Annotated in this window: 18 protein-coding genes and 1 other annotated feature; of the genes, 8 read left to right on the top strand and 10 right to left on the bottom strand. The window is 37.6% G+C overall.

The annotated features are described in order from the left end of the window. Positions 1-228: 228 nt before the first annotated feature. Positions 229-414: a YhzD family protein gene (locus ACIQXI_RS13775; RefSeq protein ID WP_402925884.1), complete on the top strand. Its 186-nt coding sequence runs from the start codon at positions 229-231 to the stop codon at positions 412-414. Positions 415-608: 194 nt separating this feature from the next. Here ACIQXI_RS13775 and ACIQXI_RS13770 read toward each other — a convergent pair whose 3' ends face one another. Further along, on the bottom strand, positions 609-1,391 hold the full coding sequence (locus ACIQXI_RS13770) for an enoyl-CoA hydratase (protein WP_402925881.1): 783 nt from the start codon (positions 1,389-1,391) through the stop codon (positions 609-611). 141 nt (positions 1,392-1,532) lie between these two features. Between ACIQXI_RS13770 and trhO the strand changes: the two genes are divergently transcribed. Further along, positions 1,533-2,495: an oxygen-dependent tRNA uridine(34) hydroxylase TrhO gene (trhO, locus tag ACIQXI_RS13765; RefSeq protein ID WP_402925880.1), complete on the top strand. Its 963-nt coding sequence runs from the start codon at positions 1,533-1,535 to the stop codon at positions 2,493-2,495. A 451-nt stretch (positions 2,496-2,946) separates the two neighbouring features. Next, positions 2,947-3,184: a binding site (T-box leader), on the top strand. A gap of 148 nt (positions 3,185-3,332) precedes the next feature. After that, positions 3,333-4,940: a phosphoglycerate dehydrogenase gene (serA, locus tag ACIQXI_RS13760; RefSeq protein ID WP_402925878.1), complete on the top strand. Its 1,608-nt coding sequence runs from the start codon at positions 3,333-3,335 to the stop codon at positions 4,938-4,940. 213 nt (positions 4,941-5,153) lie between these two features. On the opposite strand, the gene ACIQXI_RS13755 is transcribed toward serA, so the two are convergent. The 5 genes from ACIQXI_RS13755 to ACIQXI_RS13735 all read right to left on the bottom strand — a co-directional run bounded on the left by ACIQXI_RS13755 (position 5,154) and on the right by ACIQXI_RS13735 (position 10,212). Beyond that, a complete protein-coding gene (locus tag ACIQXI_RS13755) occupies positions 5,154-5,942 on the bottom strand; it encodes an HAD family hydrolase (protein ID WP_402925876.1) in 789 nt (262 codons plus the stop codon). Positions 5,943-6,241: 299 nt separating this feature from the next. After that, positions 6,242-6,487, bottom strand: a complete 246-nt coding sequence (locus tag ACIQXI_RS13750) for a DUF3006 domain-containing protein (RefSeq protein WP_402925874.1) — start codon at positions 6,485-6,487, stop codon at positions 6,242-6,244. Next, positions 6,474-7,649 (bottom strand): MBL fold metallo-hydrolase, encoded by a 1,176-nt coding sequence (locus tag ACIQXI_RS13745; protein WP_402925873.1) that lies wholly within the window; start codon positions 7,647-7,649, stop codon positions 6,474-6,476. The genes ACIQXI_RS13750 and ACIQXI_RS13745 overlap by 14 nt, the downstream gene beginning before the upstream one ends. Positions 7,650-7,725: 76 nt before the next feature. Beyond that, positions 7,726-9,072: a GntP family permease gene (locus tag ACIQXI_RS13740; protein WP_402925871.1), complete on the bottom strand. Its 1,347-nt coding sequence runs from the start codon at positions 9,070-9,072 to the stop codon at positions 7,726-7,728. Then, a complete protein-coding gene (locus ACIQXI_RS13735; protein ID WP_402925869.1) occupies positions 9,073-10,212 on the bottom strand; it encodes a glycerate kinase in 1,140 nt (379 codons plus the stop codon). Positions 10,213-10,412: 200 nt separating this feature from the next. On the opposite strand from ACIQXI_RS13735, the gene ACIQXI_RS13730 reads away from it, so the two are divergent. Beyond that, entirely contained in the window at positions 10,413-11,486 is a 1,074-nt protein-coding gene (locus tag ACIQXI_RS13730; RefSeq protein WP_402925868.1) for a CdaR family transcriptional regulator, read from the top strand. Between the two features lie 182 nt (positions 11,487-11,668). Here the strand turns inward: ACIQXI_RS13730 and ACIQXI_RS13725 are convergent, their stop codons facing one another. After that, positions 11,669-13,174 (bottom strand): coproporphyrinogen III oxidase, encoded by a 1,506-nt coding sequence (locus ACIQXI_RS13725; RefSeq protein ID WP_402926493.1) that lies wholly within the window; start codon positions 13,172-13,174, stop codon positions 11,669-11,671. 172 nt (positions 13,175-13,346) lie between these two features. Between ACIQXI_RS13725 and ACIQXI_RS13720 the strand changes: the two genes are divergently transcribed. Continuing rightward, entirely contained in the window at positions 13,347-13,709 is a 363-nt protein-coding gene (locus ACIQXI_RS13720) for a hypothetical protein (RefSeq protein WP_402925866.1), read from the top strand. A 64-nt stretch (positions 13,710-13,773) separates the two neighbouring features. On the opposite strand, the gene ACIQXI_RS13715 is transcribed toward ACIQXI_RS13720, so the two are convergent. From ACIQXI_RS13715 to ACIQXI_RS13705, 3 genes are all read right to left on the bottom strand, one after another. Beyond that, positions 13,774-14,436 carry a ribonuclease H family protein gene (locus ACIQXI_RS13715; protein WP_402925864.1) on the bottom strand — a complete coding sequence of 221 codons (663 nt, stop codon included), beginning with the start codon at positions 14,434-14,436 and terminating at the stop codon, positions 13,774-13,776. 136 nt (positions 14,437-14,572) lie between these two features. Next, positions 14,573-14,917, bottom strand: coding sequence for a YlbF family regulator (locus tag ACIQXI_RS13710; protein WP_402925862.1), 345 nt, complete (start codon positions 14,915-14,917; stop codon positions 14,573-14,575). Between the two features lie 18 nt (positions 14,918-14,935). Then, positions 14,936-16,078 carry a DUF445 domain-containing protein gene (locus ACIQXI_RS13705; RefSeq protein ID WP_402925859.1) on the bottom strand — a complete coding sequence of 381 codons (1,143 nt, stop codon included), beginning with the start codon at positions 16,076-16,078 and terminating at the stop codon, positions 14,936-14,938. 218 nt (positions 16,079-16,296) lie between these two features. On the opposite strand from ACIQXI_RS13705, the gene ACIQXI_RS13700 reads away from it, so the two are divergent. The 3 genes from ACIQXI_RS13700 (at position 16,297) to ACIQXI_RS13690 (ending at position 18,872) form a co-directional block, all read left to right on the top strand. Next, positions 16,297-16,500, top strand: coding sequence for a YheE family protein (locus ACIQXI_RS13700; RefSeq protein ID WP_402925857.1), 204 nt, complete (start codon positions 16,297-16,299; stop codon positions 16,498-16,500). Positions 16,501-16,669: 169 nt separating this feature from the next. Continuing rightward, positions 16,670-17,080: a hypothetical protein gene (locus tag ACIQXI_RS13695; RefSeq protein WP_402925854.1), complete on the top strand. Its 411-nt coding sequence runs from the start codon at positions 16,670-16,672 to the stop codon at positions 17,078-17,080. 448 nt (positions 17,081-17,528) lie between these two features. Next, complete coding sequence (locus ACIQXI_RS13690) at positions 17,529-18,872, top strand: hemolysin family protein (protein ID WP_402925852.1); 1,344 nt, start codon at positions 17,529-17,531, stop codon at positions 18,870-18,872. The last annotated feature ends 57 nt before the right edge of the window (positions 18,873-18,929 follow it).

Below are 18,929 nucleotides of genomic sequence, written 5' to 3'. Positions count from 1 at the left end.
CTACTAAAAATTAAACCTTCTTGTCTAAAACCAAAAGCGAATATTTGTTCTATTTTAACATACTTCATACAAGATGAGAAACGAATTAACAGCACTTTACACGCTGATGTTGTACTAAATTTTCCACAATTTTCGTAAATTATCGAAATATTCGCTAGATAACCCGTGAAGTTTATATTTCTTCTATGTATAATAGATATATATTTAAGTAAAGGGTGGGGTTTGTGTATGAATAATTATCGTTTTACAGCTTTTGAAAAAACTGGGGAAACACTTTATGATGAAACTTGGACTTTTGAAAACGATGAAGCTGCAAAAGTAAATGGTCAACAGCAAATCGTAGAAAAGGGCGTTGCTGACAAAACACATCGCCTTGTGAACTCTTCTGGAAAATTAATCTTATTCCATGTCTAATCTATTGCATAAGAAAAGTAAGTAGAAAACATGTCAACTAGTTCGTAGACTGCTATATCGTAAAAAATTGGCAAGCCCCCCACTTCACTTTGTGGATGAGTATTATGCGCCTCTCAATTGCTTTACGCAATGCTGGCCTCTCAACTCGCTACAGAAGTTTATGTGGGGGGCTTACGTCGTTAAACCATTCTTCTTTATTGCCCTACAAAGACAGGTGTTCTTTTTTCAACAAATGCATGAATACCTTCTAAGTGATCGGCCGTTTTGCGCATTGCAGATTGGCCTTGTGCTTCCATTGCTAAAACATTTTCTAACTGTGGCAAATTTTGAGCATGTAAAATCTTTTTGCTCATTATCATAGAGGCTATTGGTGAAGCAAGCATCTTTCCAACTAACTGGTCAGCTACTGCAAAAACCGAACCTTCAGGTGCTACATAATCGATTAAGCCTATGCTTTGAGCTTCCTCAGCTGTTAGTACTTTACCTTCCCAAATCATTTGCTTCGCCTTGACAGTGCCAACTCTTTCTTTCATAAAGAAATGACCACCACCATCTGGTATTAAGCCAATCCCTATAAAATTCATCGCAAGTTTACTATTTTCACAAGCAACGATAATATCTGCCCCTAGTGTTAAACTAAACCCTAACCCCGCAGAAGCACCGTGCACCGCAGCAATAACAATCATTGGTAGTTGGTAATATGCTTTAACGATTCTTGTTAAATAGCCCATTGCTTCCTCAATATTTAGCGGCTTATTTGGATCAAGCATTGCTTTAATATCTCCACCAGCAGAAAAGACCTTCCCTTCTCCACGAATAACTAAAACTTGTATATCTTGCTCCTGTTGTAAAGCCTCAAAGCACTCCGCTAATTCACGCATCATCACATCATCCATTGCATTCATAGCATGTGGACGATTAAGCGTTAATGTGGCACGACGCTCTAATATTTCTAACGATATTGTTGAAAACTCCATACCTTACACCCCCAAATATGAATAGTCATTCACTATGTACTATTCGAGTTTTTTTTGGAAACTCCTTCTGTCCTACGCAAAATAGTCGTTGTTATGCTATATTTAATGTCGAATAATGATATAAAAAGGTGGGTATTTTTTGTGACACAAAAGGACTTTCGGGTATTACTTTATTATAAATATGTTGCTATCGAAGACCCTGTAGCATTTGCTGCTGAGCATTTAGCGTTTTGTAAAGAGCTCGGATTACTCGGCCGTATTTTAGTAGGATCAGAGGGCATTAACGGTACGGTTTCTGGCACAATCGAGCAAACGGAAAGCTACATGAATTACATGAAGGCAGACCCTCGATTTAACGATATCATGTGGAAAATCGATGAAGTAGAAGGACACACTTTTAAAAAGATGCATGTTCGCCCTCGTAGTGAAATTGTTCATTTAGGCTTAGAGGATGATATTAATCCATTGGAAATTACAGGAGATTATTTGTCACCAAAAGAATTTATGACACGTATGCAAGCAGATAATACAGTGATCATTGATGCACGAAATGATTATGAATTTGACTTAGGGCATTTCCGCAATGCTGTACGCCCTGATATTGAGAATTTCCGTGATCTTCCCGATTGGATGGAGGAACATAAAGAAGAATTCGCTAATAAAGATATTTTAACTTACTGCACAGGTGGTATTCGCTGTGAAAAATTTTCTGGTTGGTTAAAGCGTGAGGGTTATGGTAAAAGTGTTGGACAACTACACGGAGGTATTGCAACTTATGCCAAAGATCCTGAAGTAAAAGGACAATTATGGGATGGTCAAATGTTTGTTTTTGACCGCCGTCGCAGTGTACCAATTAATCAGGTGGAACATGTGGTCGTTGGCAAAGACTATTTTACAGGTGAACCTACTGAGCGCTATACAAACTGTGCAAACCCAGAGTGCCATAAATTAATGCTATGTGAAGAAAAGCACGAGGCATTTTATATGCGTAGCTGCTCAGACGATTGTCGACGTGCAAAACGTAATTTCTTTGTTGAAGAAAATGGTTGGACAAAAGAGCAAGTAGAAGAACAAATAGCAAAAATTGCGCAAACTCAAGGATAATTTGTAACATTTAAATTTCTAAATGAGTGCTGTAGATTCCTAAATTGTTTGAGTGCCTGGCACTTTTTCGTAAGCCGTAACAATCGCTATCCGCGATTTGTTGCGGCTTACTTCGTTTATATTTTTCAGAATTGTTTGGGTGCCTGGCACTTTAGTAAAATGTTCGCATTCCGTATTAAATCAAAGAGAGTATTATGGAAAAAATCTAATTTATCCCAATCGATGTCGAGACTATTTTATTGCTCCAAATCCCCTTGCTATCTGTCTTGATACATTGATTAGCGCTTACATTGTCCTCCACAAAAAGACGAACAATTATAGCATTATATTTTAATATCGTTCGTAAATATGCAGTTTTCAGACTTTTGAAGTTAAGAATTTTAATATTTTTTTGAATTATTGTTGACAAAGGTGAACAATAGGGATTATGATGTTAACAAATTTAATCACAAAAAATATAACGACGGAGACACGCTAGTCGAAAGAAAATCCAAAGAGAGCTGATGGTTGGTGAAAATCAGTGATTTCTACGATATAGTTCCACTCCCGAATAGATAAGCCGAATTTCCCTAAGTAAGCCTATCCGTCTCATGCACGTTACGCATATAGCTAAGACTGCCACGAAAATTTTTCGAGCAGTAATTAAGGGTGGTACCGCGAACCTATTTATTCAGCCTTTCGCCCCTTACGACACAATAACTGTGTTCGTAAGGCGCGGAAGGCTTTTCTATTTTTTAAGATAAACAATTGTTTGCATGCTGTAGGATGACGCAACAAATGCGGACTGCACATTTAGACACCATCAATAATTTTTTTATTAAAAGGAGCTAATTACAAATGACTACTGCAACAAAAACTATTAACGTATTTATCGCTGACCCACTAAGTGAAGATGGTATTTTCCCACTACGCCAAGAAAAAGATTTAGACTTAAACGTTATTATTGATACTGGCCTAGCACCAGAAGAGTTAATGAAAAAAATTGCTGACATTGATGTGTTACTAGTGCGTTCTCAAACAACTGTGACACGTGAAGTAATTGAAGCGGCGAAAAACTTAAAATTAATTGGACGTGCTGGTGTAGGTGTAGACAACATTGACCTAGCGGCTGCCACAGAACACGGTATTATCGTTGTCAATGCACCCGACGGTAACACAAACTCTGCTGCTGAACATACAATCGCCATGATGACTTCACTTGCCCGTCATATTCCACAAGCATTCAACACATTAAAAAACGGTAAATGGGATCGTAAATCATATGTTGGGGTAGAGCTTAAAAATAAAACATTAGGTGTTGTAGGTTTTGGTCGTATTGGTGTTGAAGTCGCTTACCGTGCCAAAGGTCAACGTATGAACATTATGGCATACGACCCATTCTTAACAGAAGAACGTGCAAATGAGCTTGGTGTAACAAAATCTACGGTTGAAGAAATCTGTGCTGCTGCCGATTTCATTACAGTACACACACCATTACTTCCTGAAACACGTAACCTTATTAACAAAGAAAAATTCGCTATGATGAAAGATGGCGTACGTATTATTAACTGTGCTCGCGGCGGAATTATCAATGAAGATGATTTGTATGATGCGATTGTGGAAGGTAAAGTGGCAGGAGCTGCTCTAGACGTTTTCGTTTCTGAACCTGCGACTGATCATAAATTACTAACGTTACCACAAGTGATTGCAACACCACACTTAGGTGCATCTACAATCGAGGCGCAAGAATCTGTAGCTGTTGATGTATCAAACGATATTATTAAATTCTACAAAACTGGTACAGTAACTAACCCAGTAAATATGCCATCAATTCCGAAAGAACTACTTGCACAAGTAGAGCCATTCTTTGAATTAGCTGAAAAACTAGGTTCATTCTTATCACAAATCACTGTTGAGCCAGTAAAAGAAATTAACCTTTCTTATGCAGGAGAAGTAGCAAACTACGACGTCCGTCCTTTAACTTCTAATGCTCTAAAAGGTTTATTAGCGAAAAATCATGGCAATCACGTTAATGACGTCAATGCTCGTTACTTATCTGAACGAATTGGCATGAAAATTAATGAACATAAAACAACTACTGCTAAAGGCTTCACAAGCTTAATCACAGTTGAAATAAAAACAGCAAATGAAACACATACTGTTGCAGGTACATTGCTAAATGGCCTTGGCGCGCGTATTGTCAAAGTGGAAAACTACGTAGTAGACGTTGTACCTGAAGGTCACCTTCTTTACATTAAAAACACAGATAAGCCAGGTGCCATTGGACGCGTGGCAACGAAGTTAGCTGAAAAAGAAGTCAACATTGCAACAATGCAAGTTGGACGTGCTGAAGCGGGTGGAACAGCAGTTATGATGTTAACAATTGATAATGTAGTGACAGAAGAAGATTTAGCATTTGTTGCTCAACTTGAGAACATCGACGAAGTAAAAGCAATTAATCTTTAATTATAAATTTTCGTTAGTAAAGGCATCGAGAGCTTACACTCTTGATGCCTTTTGTTAGTTTCTTCTCATAGTTGCTGTGAGCTATGACTATAGTGTCCATACTCTTTTAGCATATTTGACGGTTTTATCGGCGATTTCCTACGTTCTATCGGCGATTCATGAAAAAAGGACTGATTAATTAAAAATCAGTCCTTTCTCTGTAAAGTTATTTACTTAAAGTTCTTTCAAAAGTTTTAAAAAAGCTGTTAACGAATCTACTTCGTAAGTTGGTGTGACATCACCTTGAGGTACATTGTTCTCACGGTTTATCCATACATTGCGCATGCCAACTCGAGATGAGCCTAAAATATCTGTATTTAAGTTATCACCAACCATAATGGCTTGGTCAGCAGTAATGCCAGCCTTCTCCATCACATGCTCGAAGATAGAAGCATCTGGCTTACCTTTTCCAAAGTCACCAGAAATGATGATATGATCGAAGTACGGTGCAATTTCCGGTGTTATTTCTAGCTTTAAATTTTGTAAACTTGGTGCACCGTTTGTTAGTAATATAAGTTGATATTTTCCTTTTAATTCATCTAAAACTGTAAAAGTATCTTCATATAAAAATGGCGATGCTTTGCGCTCTGCCACAAAGCGTTCTCCTAGTTCAGCACCTAGATTGGCATCTTCTATACCAAGCGCAGCTAAGCCCCTCGTCCACGCTTCTGAGCGGTAACCAGATACAAGTGCTTTCATTTTTTGGAAAGAGTCAGTTGGATCATCAAATGTTCCCCAAAGGCCTTCAAATGGATTAATACCAATTAACACCGTATAATCATATGTTTCATAGCTCTCATAAAGAGCACGTGCTTCTGTGCGCACGGCATCCTCTAATTCAGCTGAATTTACTGTATGTATTGTTGCTGCATATTCGCATGTTTTTTCAAATGCTGTTTTAACAGATTTTTTGTCCCATAATAACGTATCATCTAAATCAAAAATAATTGTACTAATTGACATTGTGTCAGCTCCTAGCTTCTTTTCTACTTGAATAAAAAGCATTCATATCGCTTATTTTAGCATATTTTCAAAATAGTTAGCATAGTTTTTGTGCACAGTTCCGCTTCTTCAAAATTACTTCTAAATCGTAAAAATCCACTACGCTTTCCGCGGGCACAGTGTAAGCCGCAACCCTCGCTAGCGCGCGGCTTGTTGCGTCTTACAACTTGTGCTGTTCCCGCAGGAGTCTTCGTGGATTTTTACTTCGTAAGCACCCTAGCCGTGACATGAATTTTCAGAATTGTTTGGGTGCCTGGCACTCAATTTTTTCTGCGTAATTTATCGATTAAGCTCTGCACTTCGGCTTTTTTTTGTTCTGTTTCTTCCTTCAATAGGTCAATTTGATATGTGTTATCGATTTCTTGAATGAAGACGCGATCGCCTGCTTGTAACGACTGATCAATGGCTGTGATAGGTAGTATCAATTGCTCTATTTCCTCAGGATATTTCAAAAAAACGGCAAATCCATCTTCAATGCGGTCTAATGTGTATTTAGTCGAGTTCACTTACAACTGCCCCTTTCGCATTCAGTAATTGTGCACTATCCCCATCATTCAGCCAAATCTGTCTTGTTGTCCATTTTAAATAATTTTGGCCCTCACGCGCGTTCGTTCCACTTGTGACATAAATTGTTTTTCCTGGCTGTAACATGACATTAGGAAAATTAAATACTTGATTTCCTTCTATAGATACAAGTTGCCAATCTTTTAAAGAAACTGTATCTGGCCCGTTATTTTTAATCGCCACTACTTCTTCAATTAAGTCCTTGCTAACTATTTCGACACCTTGTTGCAGTGTTGGCTTTTCGGCAATGGTTCCATCCCACTCTTTAGCACTTACTTGATAGCTTACCCCATCTGTCGAAACCGTAACTGTGCCAGCTTCTGCTGTTGCGTAAATTTTACTGCCAATTGCTTGTAAACGCTCCACAACTTCTGCGTGTGGATGTCCATATTTATTATCCTGTCCATAGCTTAAAATCGTCACTTCAGGTTGCACTGCTTGAATAAAGCTTTGTGAGCTACTTGTATTAGAACCATGATGCCCTGCTTTTAAAACGGTGGCCTTCACATCTTGTTGCAACATGTCTTTTTCTAAAGCAACACCTGCGTCACCTGTTAATAAAAATGAAATATTTCCATACGTCACTTTTAAGACAATCGATGCATCATTATTGTCTACTGCATTTTCATTGGCATTTAGCACCTTTACTTCAAGTTCATCATCAAACGTCATTCTGTCACCTGTTTTTGGCACATTATAAGGAATATTTTTCGTATCAATAAGTGACAGCATTTCTTCAAACGTTTGCGATGTATGTACTTTCCCAGAGTCATAAAACTGTTCAATAGGAATCGAATTTAATACAGGAATTAATCCACCGATATGATCGGCATCAGGATGTGTTGCGACTACAATATCTAGCTTATCAATTCCTAGCTTATTTATATAAGAAACAACCTGTTGACCTGCCCCTTTTACACCCCCATCGACAAGCATTGTCTTTCCATTCGGTGATTCAATTAAAATCGAATCGCCTTGTCCTACATCAATAAAATGCACTCGCATTTCATGACCTGCTGCTACTGGGACTTGCTCTGTTTCTAATGTTGACGTACAGCCTGCTAGTACAAAAATACTGAGGAGCACGAAGAGTAATTTTTTCATTGCATAACTTCCTTTCTCTTTTCTATTATACTAAAAAAAGAGAGCGAACCCGAAGGCCGCTCTCTGCTAAAACTTGTTAAACTAATATCCACCATAAAATCATTGTAATCACAATTGTGACAAGTCCCTGTAATAATGTCGCAACCGTTTGCGCTTTGTAGGCTTGCGTAACTTCCATACCACTATACTGTGTAATCACCCAGAAAAAACTATCATTCACGTGACTAACGGTCATTGCCCCTGCACCGATTGCCATCACCACTAATGCTAATGGAATAGCACCTTCGATACCAAGCGTTATAAGCATTGGTGCTACAAGTGAAGATGTGATCACTAATGCTGTTGTTGAAGATCCTTGTGCTGTTTTTAACGCAGCTGCTACGATAAATGGTACAAGTAAGAATAAACTGCCTGAAGCAAACATTCCTAAATCCATCTCTTGTAACATTTCACCAACGCCAGCATTTTTAATAACCGTACCAAAAGAACCGCCCGCACCAGTAATTAATAAAATCGGAGCAGCCTCTTTTAAACTATCACCAATCCAACCAGTTAACGTTTTTTCACTTATTTCAGGTAATAGGAACATCGCTGCTGCAACACCTAAAAATAAAGCAACGGTTGGCGACCCTAAAAATCGTAAAATCATATTCAATGTTGCTTCACTATCCCCAACTAGCGCTGCAATTGATCCTAGACCGATTAACACAATCGGAAGCACAATCGGTAAAAACGATTTAAACGTCGAAGGCATTTTACCAAATGATTTAATGATTTCTTCATAATCTAATGCTTCTAAATCATCCTCAGGTACACGAATTTTTGTTGCCACTTTCACTGACCATAAGTAGCCTACAAACGTCGCTGGTATCGCTACTAATAAGCCGATTACAATGACTGTTCCTAAATAATCTGCCGCACCTATATTACCAGCTGCTGCAATCGGCCCTGGTGTTGGTGGTACTAATACATGCGTGGCAAAAAGACCTGTAGCTAAAGCAACCGCCATCGAGGCAATCGTTACATTTGCACGCTTTGCCAGAGATTTTTGTAAACTTGATAAAATAATAAACCCTGAATCACAAAAAACTGGGATTGATACGATATAACCGATTAAAGACATCGCTAATTGCGGACGCTTTGGCCCAACAATTCGCAATACCACTTCTGCCATGCGATAGGCAGCCCCTGATTTTTCTAATATTAAGCCGATAATCGTTCCTGCAATAATGACTAAGCCAATACTTGTCATCAAGCCTCCAAATCCGGTATTAATACTTTCCACAACAGTTAGTAATGGCATACCCGAAGCAATGCCTACGAAAAATGCACTAATTAACAGCGCTAGAAATGGATGAAGCTTTAGCTTTGCTGTCCCAACTACAACAAATAACACCCCTAGTAAAATAATAACGAACAACATTTACTCATCCCCCATATGGACATAATTCTCAATCATTTTTTTAGTTTTTAGACGAATCAACCGATAAGGCTCTTGCATTGCTTGCTGAACAGTTGTCGATTCGTCGACAAGTGATTCAACAACTGCAAAATAATTGAGCAAAACAGGCTTATCTTCTTTCTCAATGGCACCAGACAATAATACGGCCTTAACGTTTAATGGTTTAGCAGCCAACGCTACCCCCAATGGCGCCTTTCCATGTAATGTTTGACGATCAGATTTCCCTTCACCCGTCAGAACAATTTGTGCATCTTGTAAATGTTTTTTTAACTGTACAGCCTCGATAACAATATCTATCCCTGCATGAAATGTACCATTTAAAAAGGCAATTAATGCGCCCCCTACACCGCCAGCAGCCCCCGCTCCTTTATAATCATGCAAACGAATGTGAAACTGTTCTTCTACAACATCTGCAAAATGCTTTAGACACTGATCAAAGTAAGCAATTTCATGCTCTTTCACACCTTTTTGCGGACCAAAAACAGCTGTAGCGCCACGCTCGCCTATTAATGGATTATCTACATCACATGCAATCGTAAACGTTGCTTCAGATAGTCGTGCATCAAGCTGACTACTATCAATGAATGCTAAATCTAATAATGCTGATACGCCATTCGCAATAGCTGTTCCATCGACTTTGTTAAATTGCAATCCGAGTGCCTTCAATAAACCGACGCCAGCATCATTTGTAGCACTGCCGCCAATGCCGATAATAAACTTGCGAAACCCTTTATCAAGCGCTGCTACTATTAATTGCCCTGTCCCATATGTCGAGGCCAGTTCCGGGTTTTTTTCACTGTCCTGCAACAGTGTAATTCCTGAAGCCTGTGCCATCTCAATGACACATGTTTCCTCATCACCTAGCACACCAAACTTTGCTTCGATTGTTCTGCCTAGCGGGTCAAGCACATGCTCAGAAATATACCTACCTCCTGTTGAAGCAATAAGTGAAGCTAATGTGCCTTCACCTCCATCTGCCACTGGTAAAATCACTGTTTCAATCGATGGATCAGCATCCAAGATTCCTGCTTGCATCGCATTCGCAACATCAAAGGCGGACAAAGTGCCTTTATAAGAATCTGGACTAATAATGACTTTCATGTTTAACCCCCACTTTATATCCATTCATATTTCCATTGCTAAGCTGTCAGACGATATAGTTTATCGCATACAAAATTTTCTTCAACATAATGTTAAGCGCTTACAAATTATTATAATGACAATAAATTCAGAAAACATTATAATGAATGTACAAATTAACTGTCGTATAACAGTAGTTTATTTATGCGGGGTGTATAAGCATGTTAACGAAAAAATTAGCTGAAGAAATCGTTCATCAAACGATGTTACGATTACGTCGCAATATTAATGTCATTAGTCCAAGCGGAGTAATTTTAGCATCTGGCGATAAAATGAGAGTTGAAAATATTCATGAAGGCGCTCTTTATGTTGCAAAAACAAAAGAGACTCTGATTATTAATGAAGACAATATTAATGCTTTTCCAAATACAAAGCCGGGTATTAATATGCCGATCATGTATCAAGATGAGGTTGTTGGCGTAATTGGGATTACAGGCGATTCTGAGGAGTTATTAGAAGTTGCTAATCTCGTTCAATTAACAACTGAGATGATGACCCATCAAGCAATTGTAGAATCAATGAGTGAATGGCAACGCAAAAATAATGACTATATATTTGAAGCGTTAGTACATGGCAGTAAGATTAATGCGGCCTTACAAGAACGCATTCAAAAGCTACCCTTCTCATTGGAAGGACCCTATCAAATCGTTTTACTTAGTTTGGCTGAAGCATCCGCTACAGAAAATAGTCTTCCTCTATTTTTTGAAGATTTATTTTATAAACAGCCTGTACTCGCAGGTCATAGCCAACTGCATGAATACTATATTTTACTCACTAATTATGATGAACAAAAACTGCAACATCTGATGAAAGCACTACGCAAAAAAAAGCACAAGTTACCTTCATTACAGATAGGGGTAGGCCCAAATGTAGCGAATTTAGCGCAACTTCCACATTGTTATAATGGGGCTAAAACAGCACTTGAATTTGCTTTTCTACATAAAGAAATAACGTTTTTTGAAGATGTTGAGTTATTCTCTCTTTTTAAAAATCGAGATTCCGAGGACGTCCAAGCATTTCAGCATCGCGTGTTAAAAAATATGAATGCTAAACAGCTTGAAACATTACAAACCTTTTTTGATTGTAATTTACAACTGAAACTTTGTGCACAACGACTTCATATACATCGTCATACCCTTACCTATCGATTAAATAAAATTCGAGAGCTTACAGGTTACGATCCTCAATATTTTGAGGATGCTGTTATTTTAAAAATGGCCTGCACTTTCCGATAACTCGCAAGGAAACTTGGACACAGTTTTAGTGGCGATATACGCAACTTTTGTGGCGGTTTCTTCTAATTTCCTGGCGATTGCTCGACTTTTTGTGGCGATTTCACTAGTTTTCGTCTTAATGCACAACGACAACATACTAAAAAAGTGTTAGATTGATGGCGTCAATCTAACACTTTGCTCTTTTATGCTTTATATAACTCATTTAATAGCTCAATTTTTTTGCCAATGGCTTCTTCGAATGTCATGATGTAAGCAGCCGGATCTTTTGGATTATGGAATTGTGTAATCTTACCTGTTTCAGGATGAACGAATTTCGAAGATGCGCCACAACCAATCCCTAAAATCGTCTGTACTTCCTCCATAATGACAATATTATAAATGCTTTCCTCGCCCGCTTTACTATAACCTACATTCTCCAAGTTACCTAATATATTTTTTTGACGGTACAGATAGTAAGGAACATAATCATTTTCCTTCGTCCATACTTGAGCCATCTGCATCATTTGTGCGACAGTCTCACGGTCTGCTACTTTGTATTTATCTTTATTGCGCGTCATTTCAGATGCACGTTTAAAAGATAATGTATGAACAGTTAACGACTCTGGTTGCATTTTTGCGGATTCTTCTAATGAATGCTGGAATTCTTCCGTTCCCTCATTCGGCAAGCCAATAATTAAATCCATATTAATATTATTCATACCGGATTCCCGAGCTAACCAAAACTTATCAATCGTTTCTTGCACCGTATGATGGCGTCCAATTGCTTTTAATGTCTCATCTGTATAAGACTGTGGATTAACACTTATACGATCTATGCCCCATTTTTTCAGCACAGCTAACTTCTCTGGTGTAATCGTATCTGGACGACCCGCTTCAACAGTTACTTCACGAATCGTTTCTGGGTGCGGGAAGGAGTCATACATCGTTTGATACAATGCATCCATTTCATGCGCTTCGATAGACGTAGGTGTCCCACCACCCCAATAAATTGAAGTAATCCTCATATTATTCTCCGTCAACCACTTACCCATTTCACGCAATTCGATGTGTAGTCCATCTAAAAACGTCGCAACACGCCCCTGTTTGCGGTTACTGCCAATCGCATAGGCTGGGAAAGTACAATAAGCACATTTAGTTGGACAAAACGGAATGCCAATATAGACGCTCATTTCTTTGCCGATATTATCTAAATCGGGAATCGTCACTAATTGTCGCGCAACGATTTCCTTTAACAGCGCTACTTTTTCCTCTGACAATCGGAAATCTCGCACAAGCACTTCAGCAATTTCTATGTCATTCATGCCGGCCTGGCGGAATTTATGATATAGCTTTGTAGGGCGCACCCCCGTTAAAATACCCCATTGCTGATGCATGCCAGTATGTTGTTCAAGTACATCTAAAAAGACATGTGATAGTGCACGTTTCATGCGAATATTTTGCTCACGTCCAACAGCTTCTGAGTCATAATCAATATGGTAATCATTTGTATAGCGATTACCATCCACATCCAGTACTGCGCTTGTATATATTGAATAATTGGCATCAACGCGGTATGTGAATGCAACAGACATATCCGCTTGTTGTGCAGTGGTAGTTAACTTTGAATCCTCAAAAAATAAATTCGCTATATGGTTTAATACCCGAATCCAATCTTCAGGATACTTTTGATCTATTTGAATAATTTTCATCATTTTCGCTCTCTTCTATCAATATTCCTGTGTACATTACTCAATAGTTTAACAAATTTTTATAATGATAAGCAAAGCTACTATTTATCAAATTCTTTTTACAGAATATTCAGTATACTTATAGACATATCATTTATTTCAACTTATAATTTTCATAAAGGCGGTGTTGCTAATGATTGTAACAAAAGACAATGATTCTTCTGTTTCTAGCTTTATTGCGCAATTAGAAGTGGCCTTCCATCATTTTGATTTGCAGCGATGTGATGAAAAGACATTATTTGTCACTGTATTACTGAAATATCGTGGGCAAAAAGTTCTTTGCGATTTTATATATATTATGAATCAACGAGAAATGTATGGGGCTATCTCTATCAACGAGCATTATAAACATGCAAGAACATTTATACAACAGCATTTTCGCCATACCCTTTTATACTCAGATGAATTACAGTTAGCTCGAAACTTTATGAATACATTGCATTTCAAACAAATTTTACATCAATTGGAAAATGAATATCCTACATTTATCGCATAGGACAAGCGCTAGTATTACTAATAAAAGGGAGGTGTCAGTACTTATCGACACCTCCCTTTTTCTGCTATTCCTTTATTATTTCGCTTAGCCCTGTAATATCTATGCCGTTTAACGCTTGTGTTGCCAGCCGATCCGCTTCTGCATTGTCTTTTCTCGAAATCAGTTTATAATCTGGTCGAAGGCTTAGCTCGCTTAATTTTGCATCAATTTTGTCTGCCCAGCTTGCCAAATCCCTTTCCAATGCTGGCCATTCCCCATTTAACTGATTAATCACTACTTGCGAATCCCCAATGATGCTGATTGGTAAATGATGAGCATTCAATAATTCCAGTTCTACTAAAGCTAAATAAAGTGCTGCATATTCTGCCTCATTATTCGATTTCAGCTCTGCGGAATAGGCATTTCTTCTGAGCCTATAAGTTTTACCGTTTTGCTCATAATAGATGGCACATCCAAGCCCTGATTGATTCGATGAACGATCAAAGCCTCCATCAAAATAAATTGTAATATTATGCGGTTCCGTGTCTACTTCTTTGACGTATGCCTTTAACTCTTTTAACGACCAATTCGTATCTTGACGATCGATAAATAGTAATGTTTTAACACGTCCCGTACGCTCCATATCTTCCGCTAAGTAAATTGCTTGTGCTGCTGGCATTTCTTCTGAGCGCAAAATAGTCCCTGCACCCTTTGGTGTCTTATACGTCCATTCAATGAAAACATGCATGGCATTCCCTCCATAAGTGAAAACGTGTCCCGAATAGCCGAGACACGTTTTTCTTCTTACTTTGTTATATGTGCAAATATTTGTGTATTTATTCATTTCACCATATTGGATATGCTATCGCTAATAGGCAGCTCTCTTACATGCCCTCATATAACGATTGTATTGGTTTTACTAAAATACGATTAACTTCTTCAATTACGCCACTTAACTTCATCTCTGCCTCAAGCATTGCCACAATTTTCTCGTTTTGTTGCGCGAGCTGGGCTGTTTTTTGGGCATAGATGAGTTCATCTTCCTGTAAATCCTCACCAGCCATTTGCTTTTGTTGTAAATCTATTTGAATCTTACGAAAGTTTTGGAATAGCTTGATTGCATCCTCATCCGCCTTCACTACTGCTACTGCCTCTTCTAATGCTTTAAATTCTGCAGTTTTGCGGAATGTTGCCTCCAAAGCATTAATTTCATTATAAATATTCACCATTATTTCTATTTCCCCTTTCTAAACGAAGTAAACGATTAAACCTTGCACAATACCAATTAAACCACCAAGAACTGCACCAAGCACCGTAATCATTTTAAATTCACGTTTCGAGATACCAAGAACAAGTTCTTCCAGTTTCGATACAGGGAACGAATCCACTTGTTCACGTACTACTTCTTGTAAATTTAGACGTGTTAGCACATCTTCTAATTTATCTTCTGCTCTCGCGAAAGCTTTTTCAACCATTTGTGGTACCACGATTTCTCTCATCCACGTACTACCTGATGGCCAGTAGTAAGAAATAGGATGCTGTAAGCGCTCTGCTACTGCTAATTGCTCTTTTACATAGCGTTGTAAATTTGCTAAAATCGGTTCAAATTCAATATCTTCTAAATAATCCATTGCCGGACGATCCTTTAACTTCTCCCACTCCTGTGTAAAGATATTCGTAAGAAGTGATGTTGTGCCAGGAGCTTGTAAAAACTTGACGAGCTCGCGTTGTACTTTGCCCACAAGTGAAGTGGAATCGCCTAAAAACATATTTATCATACCGCCAAGTGATCCTTTTGACGAGAGAAAGTCATCAATCATTCCCTTTATCGTCAACTCACCAGCTGGCGATAAAAAATAATCCTCACCTTTCTCTAAAATATGTCCTACTGCCACAGGAATTTTAGCATCAATAGTATTTTGAATGTCCTCCGATAACAGTGTACGAATTGTTCTCGTTGATAATGTATTCTTTACCGCTTCAAATTGTCCCGCTACAATTGCTTCGACCTTTTGTTCAATCGTTGAAGGCATATTAGAGAAGCCTGCTAAAGTCAGCCAATCTTGAATCGTTTTATCATTCGTAAAGAAAGTTTCCTCTACTTTTACTTGTACAAATTGTTCTACCTTATCTTGAATATCCTTTGAGAAAAATTTCTTTCTAAAGGTTTCAGGTGTCAATAAATAATTGACTACTGTCAGTCCGAGCTGTTTTGCTAATTCATCACGTCTTTTCGGAATAAGGCCCGGTGTAAATGGCACACGCCAATTTTTAATATAGATTGCTTCATGAGGTCGAAAAAGCATTTTAATTGCTAGGTGATTGGTTACACCACCAATAGCAGCACCGATAATTGCCATAAATAATAATGTTACTAAAAAATTGTCCATTAGCATCCTCTCATTTCAATCGTATTGACATTTGGCGTATTTTGTCGCCTATTGGACTCATTATAGCAGAGCAATGAAATCCAACGAAAGAAATACCCTCCATTTCATTGCGACAGACGATAAATATCTTTATTGCTTGTTATTACGAAATTGTTTTGTTGCAAATTTCCCACTATCCTTGAATAATAAATACATATCATTAGAAATGGGGTTTGTATATGATTCAGCATTTTAGCTTTAAACCTTTATTTGAAAATACACAACTTCCTGGATGGTCCATCTCGTTCTTCTATCAACGCGAACGTTATGCCGCAGAATACTTAAAAGATGGTGTTATCCAATGGGTGGGACCGATTCCTCCACATGAAGAAGATGTTAAAAAAATGATTCATGAACTTATGCTCTTCCATATTTATGACTAAAAAAAGCAATAGTTTTTTGCTGTCACCTACTTAAAAATACCTAATTTTAACTATCAAAATCATTGCTATTATACGATAAATGCTTATTTATATTGATATTCCTGCATTTTTCTTATACATTTAGAAATGAATTCTTATCTAAATGTTTTTTATGCAGGAGGCTATTTCAATGAGTAAAGTCGCACTTTCTGATGACTTAAACAACTATAATTCAAAAGCATTAATTCGTGCAAAAGTAAAAGAACTTTTTTCCGAATTTTCTGCAAAAATCTTCGAATTAGTCGATGAGGCACATACGATCGATAGTAAAAAATTCGAAGCACTATCAGGCTTCAGTAGTAATTTTTATAGCGAGTACTGCAGCCAGCTCAAAGCTCTTTTTGAATCACCTACTGTCATTGGGAAACGCGCCAGTAAACAAATGTACTTAATTTATAATGGCAATCACTATATCCTTACGCAACAAGGATTGACAGAAAAAGCGCCCATCACCATCTCAACTTATACAGAGGCAATACCTGTAAAGGAATCTGTGCACGATGTGGAAAAAGCTTGTCTTAAATTGCGCTTCCAACAGTAATTTTTTATCGATTTAGCAATACATAATGACTTTCTGACTGTTTACGCAAAGAAGAGGTTGCCTCGAATAATCGAGACAACCTCTTTTTGTTGCATATTAACAATAATTCATTTAAAAAAATCCACAAGTAAAGCTCTCTTGAGATTTTTGACGTGTCGTATTATATGAGATGCAATGCTTCTTTCTCTAAATAAACTATCCTTACTTCATATAAAGTTAGCATAATGCCTATCGATTTTCAATCTTTTGTCCTGGAAAAGTATCCGCATATTTTAAAAGTGCTGTCATTAGAAAATAGTATAAAAAAAGTCGATGTCAATATTTGTGTTTTAGTTACAAATAACTTATGATTAAAACATCCAACAATTTTTTAAATCATAGGAGGTGTACACTTTGTTTACTTCCCTCATTCGGGCGGGAACAAAGGGAATATTTGGACGGAGACATATTGGAAATAACCATAAGGTTGGCGGCATTCGCCCTACTAATCATAATGACAGGATTTTTCGTTGCAACTGAATTTGCAATTGTAAAAGTAAGAACAACCCGCATTGATCAATTACTCGCAGAAGGACATAAAAAAGCGAAAAATGCTAAACGTGTTGTTTCGGATTTAGACGAGTACTTATCTGCGTGTCAGTTAGGTATTACAATTACAGCACTTGGACTTGGGTGGCTTGGTGAACCTACATTTGAAATCATTTTACATCCAGTGTTCGAGTTTCTAAATCTGAACGGTAGCATAACATCTATCCTTTCATTTATACTTGCATTCTCAATCGTTACATTTATGCATGTAGTTATCGGGGAATTGGCGCCAAAAACTTTAGCCATCCAAAAAGCAGAATTTGTCACATTAAACTTGTCTGGTCCATTAATTTTATTTCACAACATTACGTATCCAATCATAAAATTATTAAATGGCTCTGCACGCGGTTTAACAGGTCTATTTGGTCTTAAAATGATGTCAGAATCAGAAATAGCGCATACTGAAGAAGAGTTACGTATGATTTTGTCGGATAGTTTAAAAGGTGGAGAAATTAATAAATCAGAGTATGAATATGTTAACAGTATCTTCGAGTTCTCAGATCGCCTTGCAAAAGAAATCATGGTGCCTCGTACTGAAATCGTCGGAATTGAAAAAGAGCTGACGATTAAAGAAGTATTCGATTTAATGGGTGTAGAACAATATACACGTTATCCAATTATCGACGGGGATAAAGACCATATTATTGGTTTAGTCAATATGAAGCATTTATTAACTGCTTATATTAAAGATCCAGCAAATGGTGATAAATTAGTAATTGAGTATATGCAACCGATCATTCGCGTGATGGAAACGACGCAAATTAATGAATTATTACTGAAGATTCAACGTGAACGTATCCATATGGCTATTTTAATGGATGAGTATGGTGGAACATCAGGTCTTGTAACTATTGAAGATATTATCGAAGAGATTGTCGGGGATATTCAAGATGAGTTCGACGAAGATGAAATCCCAGAAGTACAAGAAATTTCAGAAAATCATTTTATTTTAGATGCAAAAATGCTACTAGAAAACGTCAATGATATGCTAGGTACTGACATAGAAGATGATGATATCGATACGATTGGTGGTTGGTTCATGACGAAGCGTTTCGATGCAATCGAAGGTGATAGCATTGAAGAGCAAGGTTATGAATTTACAGCAAAAGAATTAGATGGTCACCACATACTATACTTAGAAGTTCTGAAATTACCTGAACTTGATTTAGCAAATGACATCGAAGAATCAAAAGATTATAAATAAAACATGCTAAGACGACTCCCTTTCATATAAGGGGGTCGTTTTATAATGCCCGAAAGT

Origin of the sequence: Lysinibacillus sp. NPDC097195 (genome assembly GCF_044762075.1) — a bacterium.
Lineage (GTDB): Bacteria > Bacillota > Bacilli > Bacillales_A > Planococcaceae > Lysinibacillus.
This window is presented reverse-complemented; position numbering and strand designations above follow the sequence as displayed.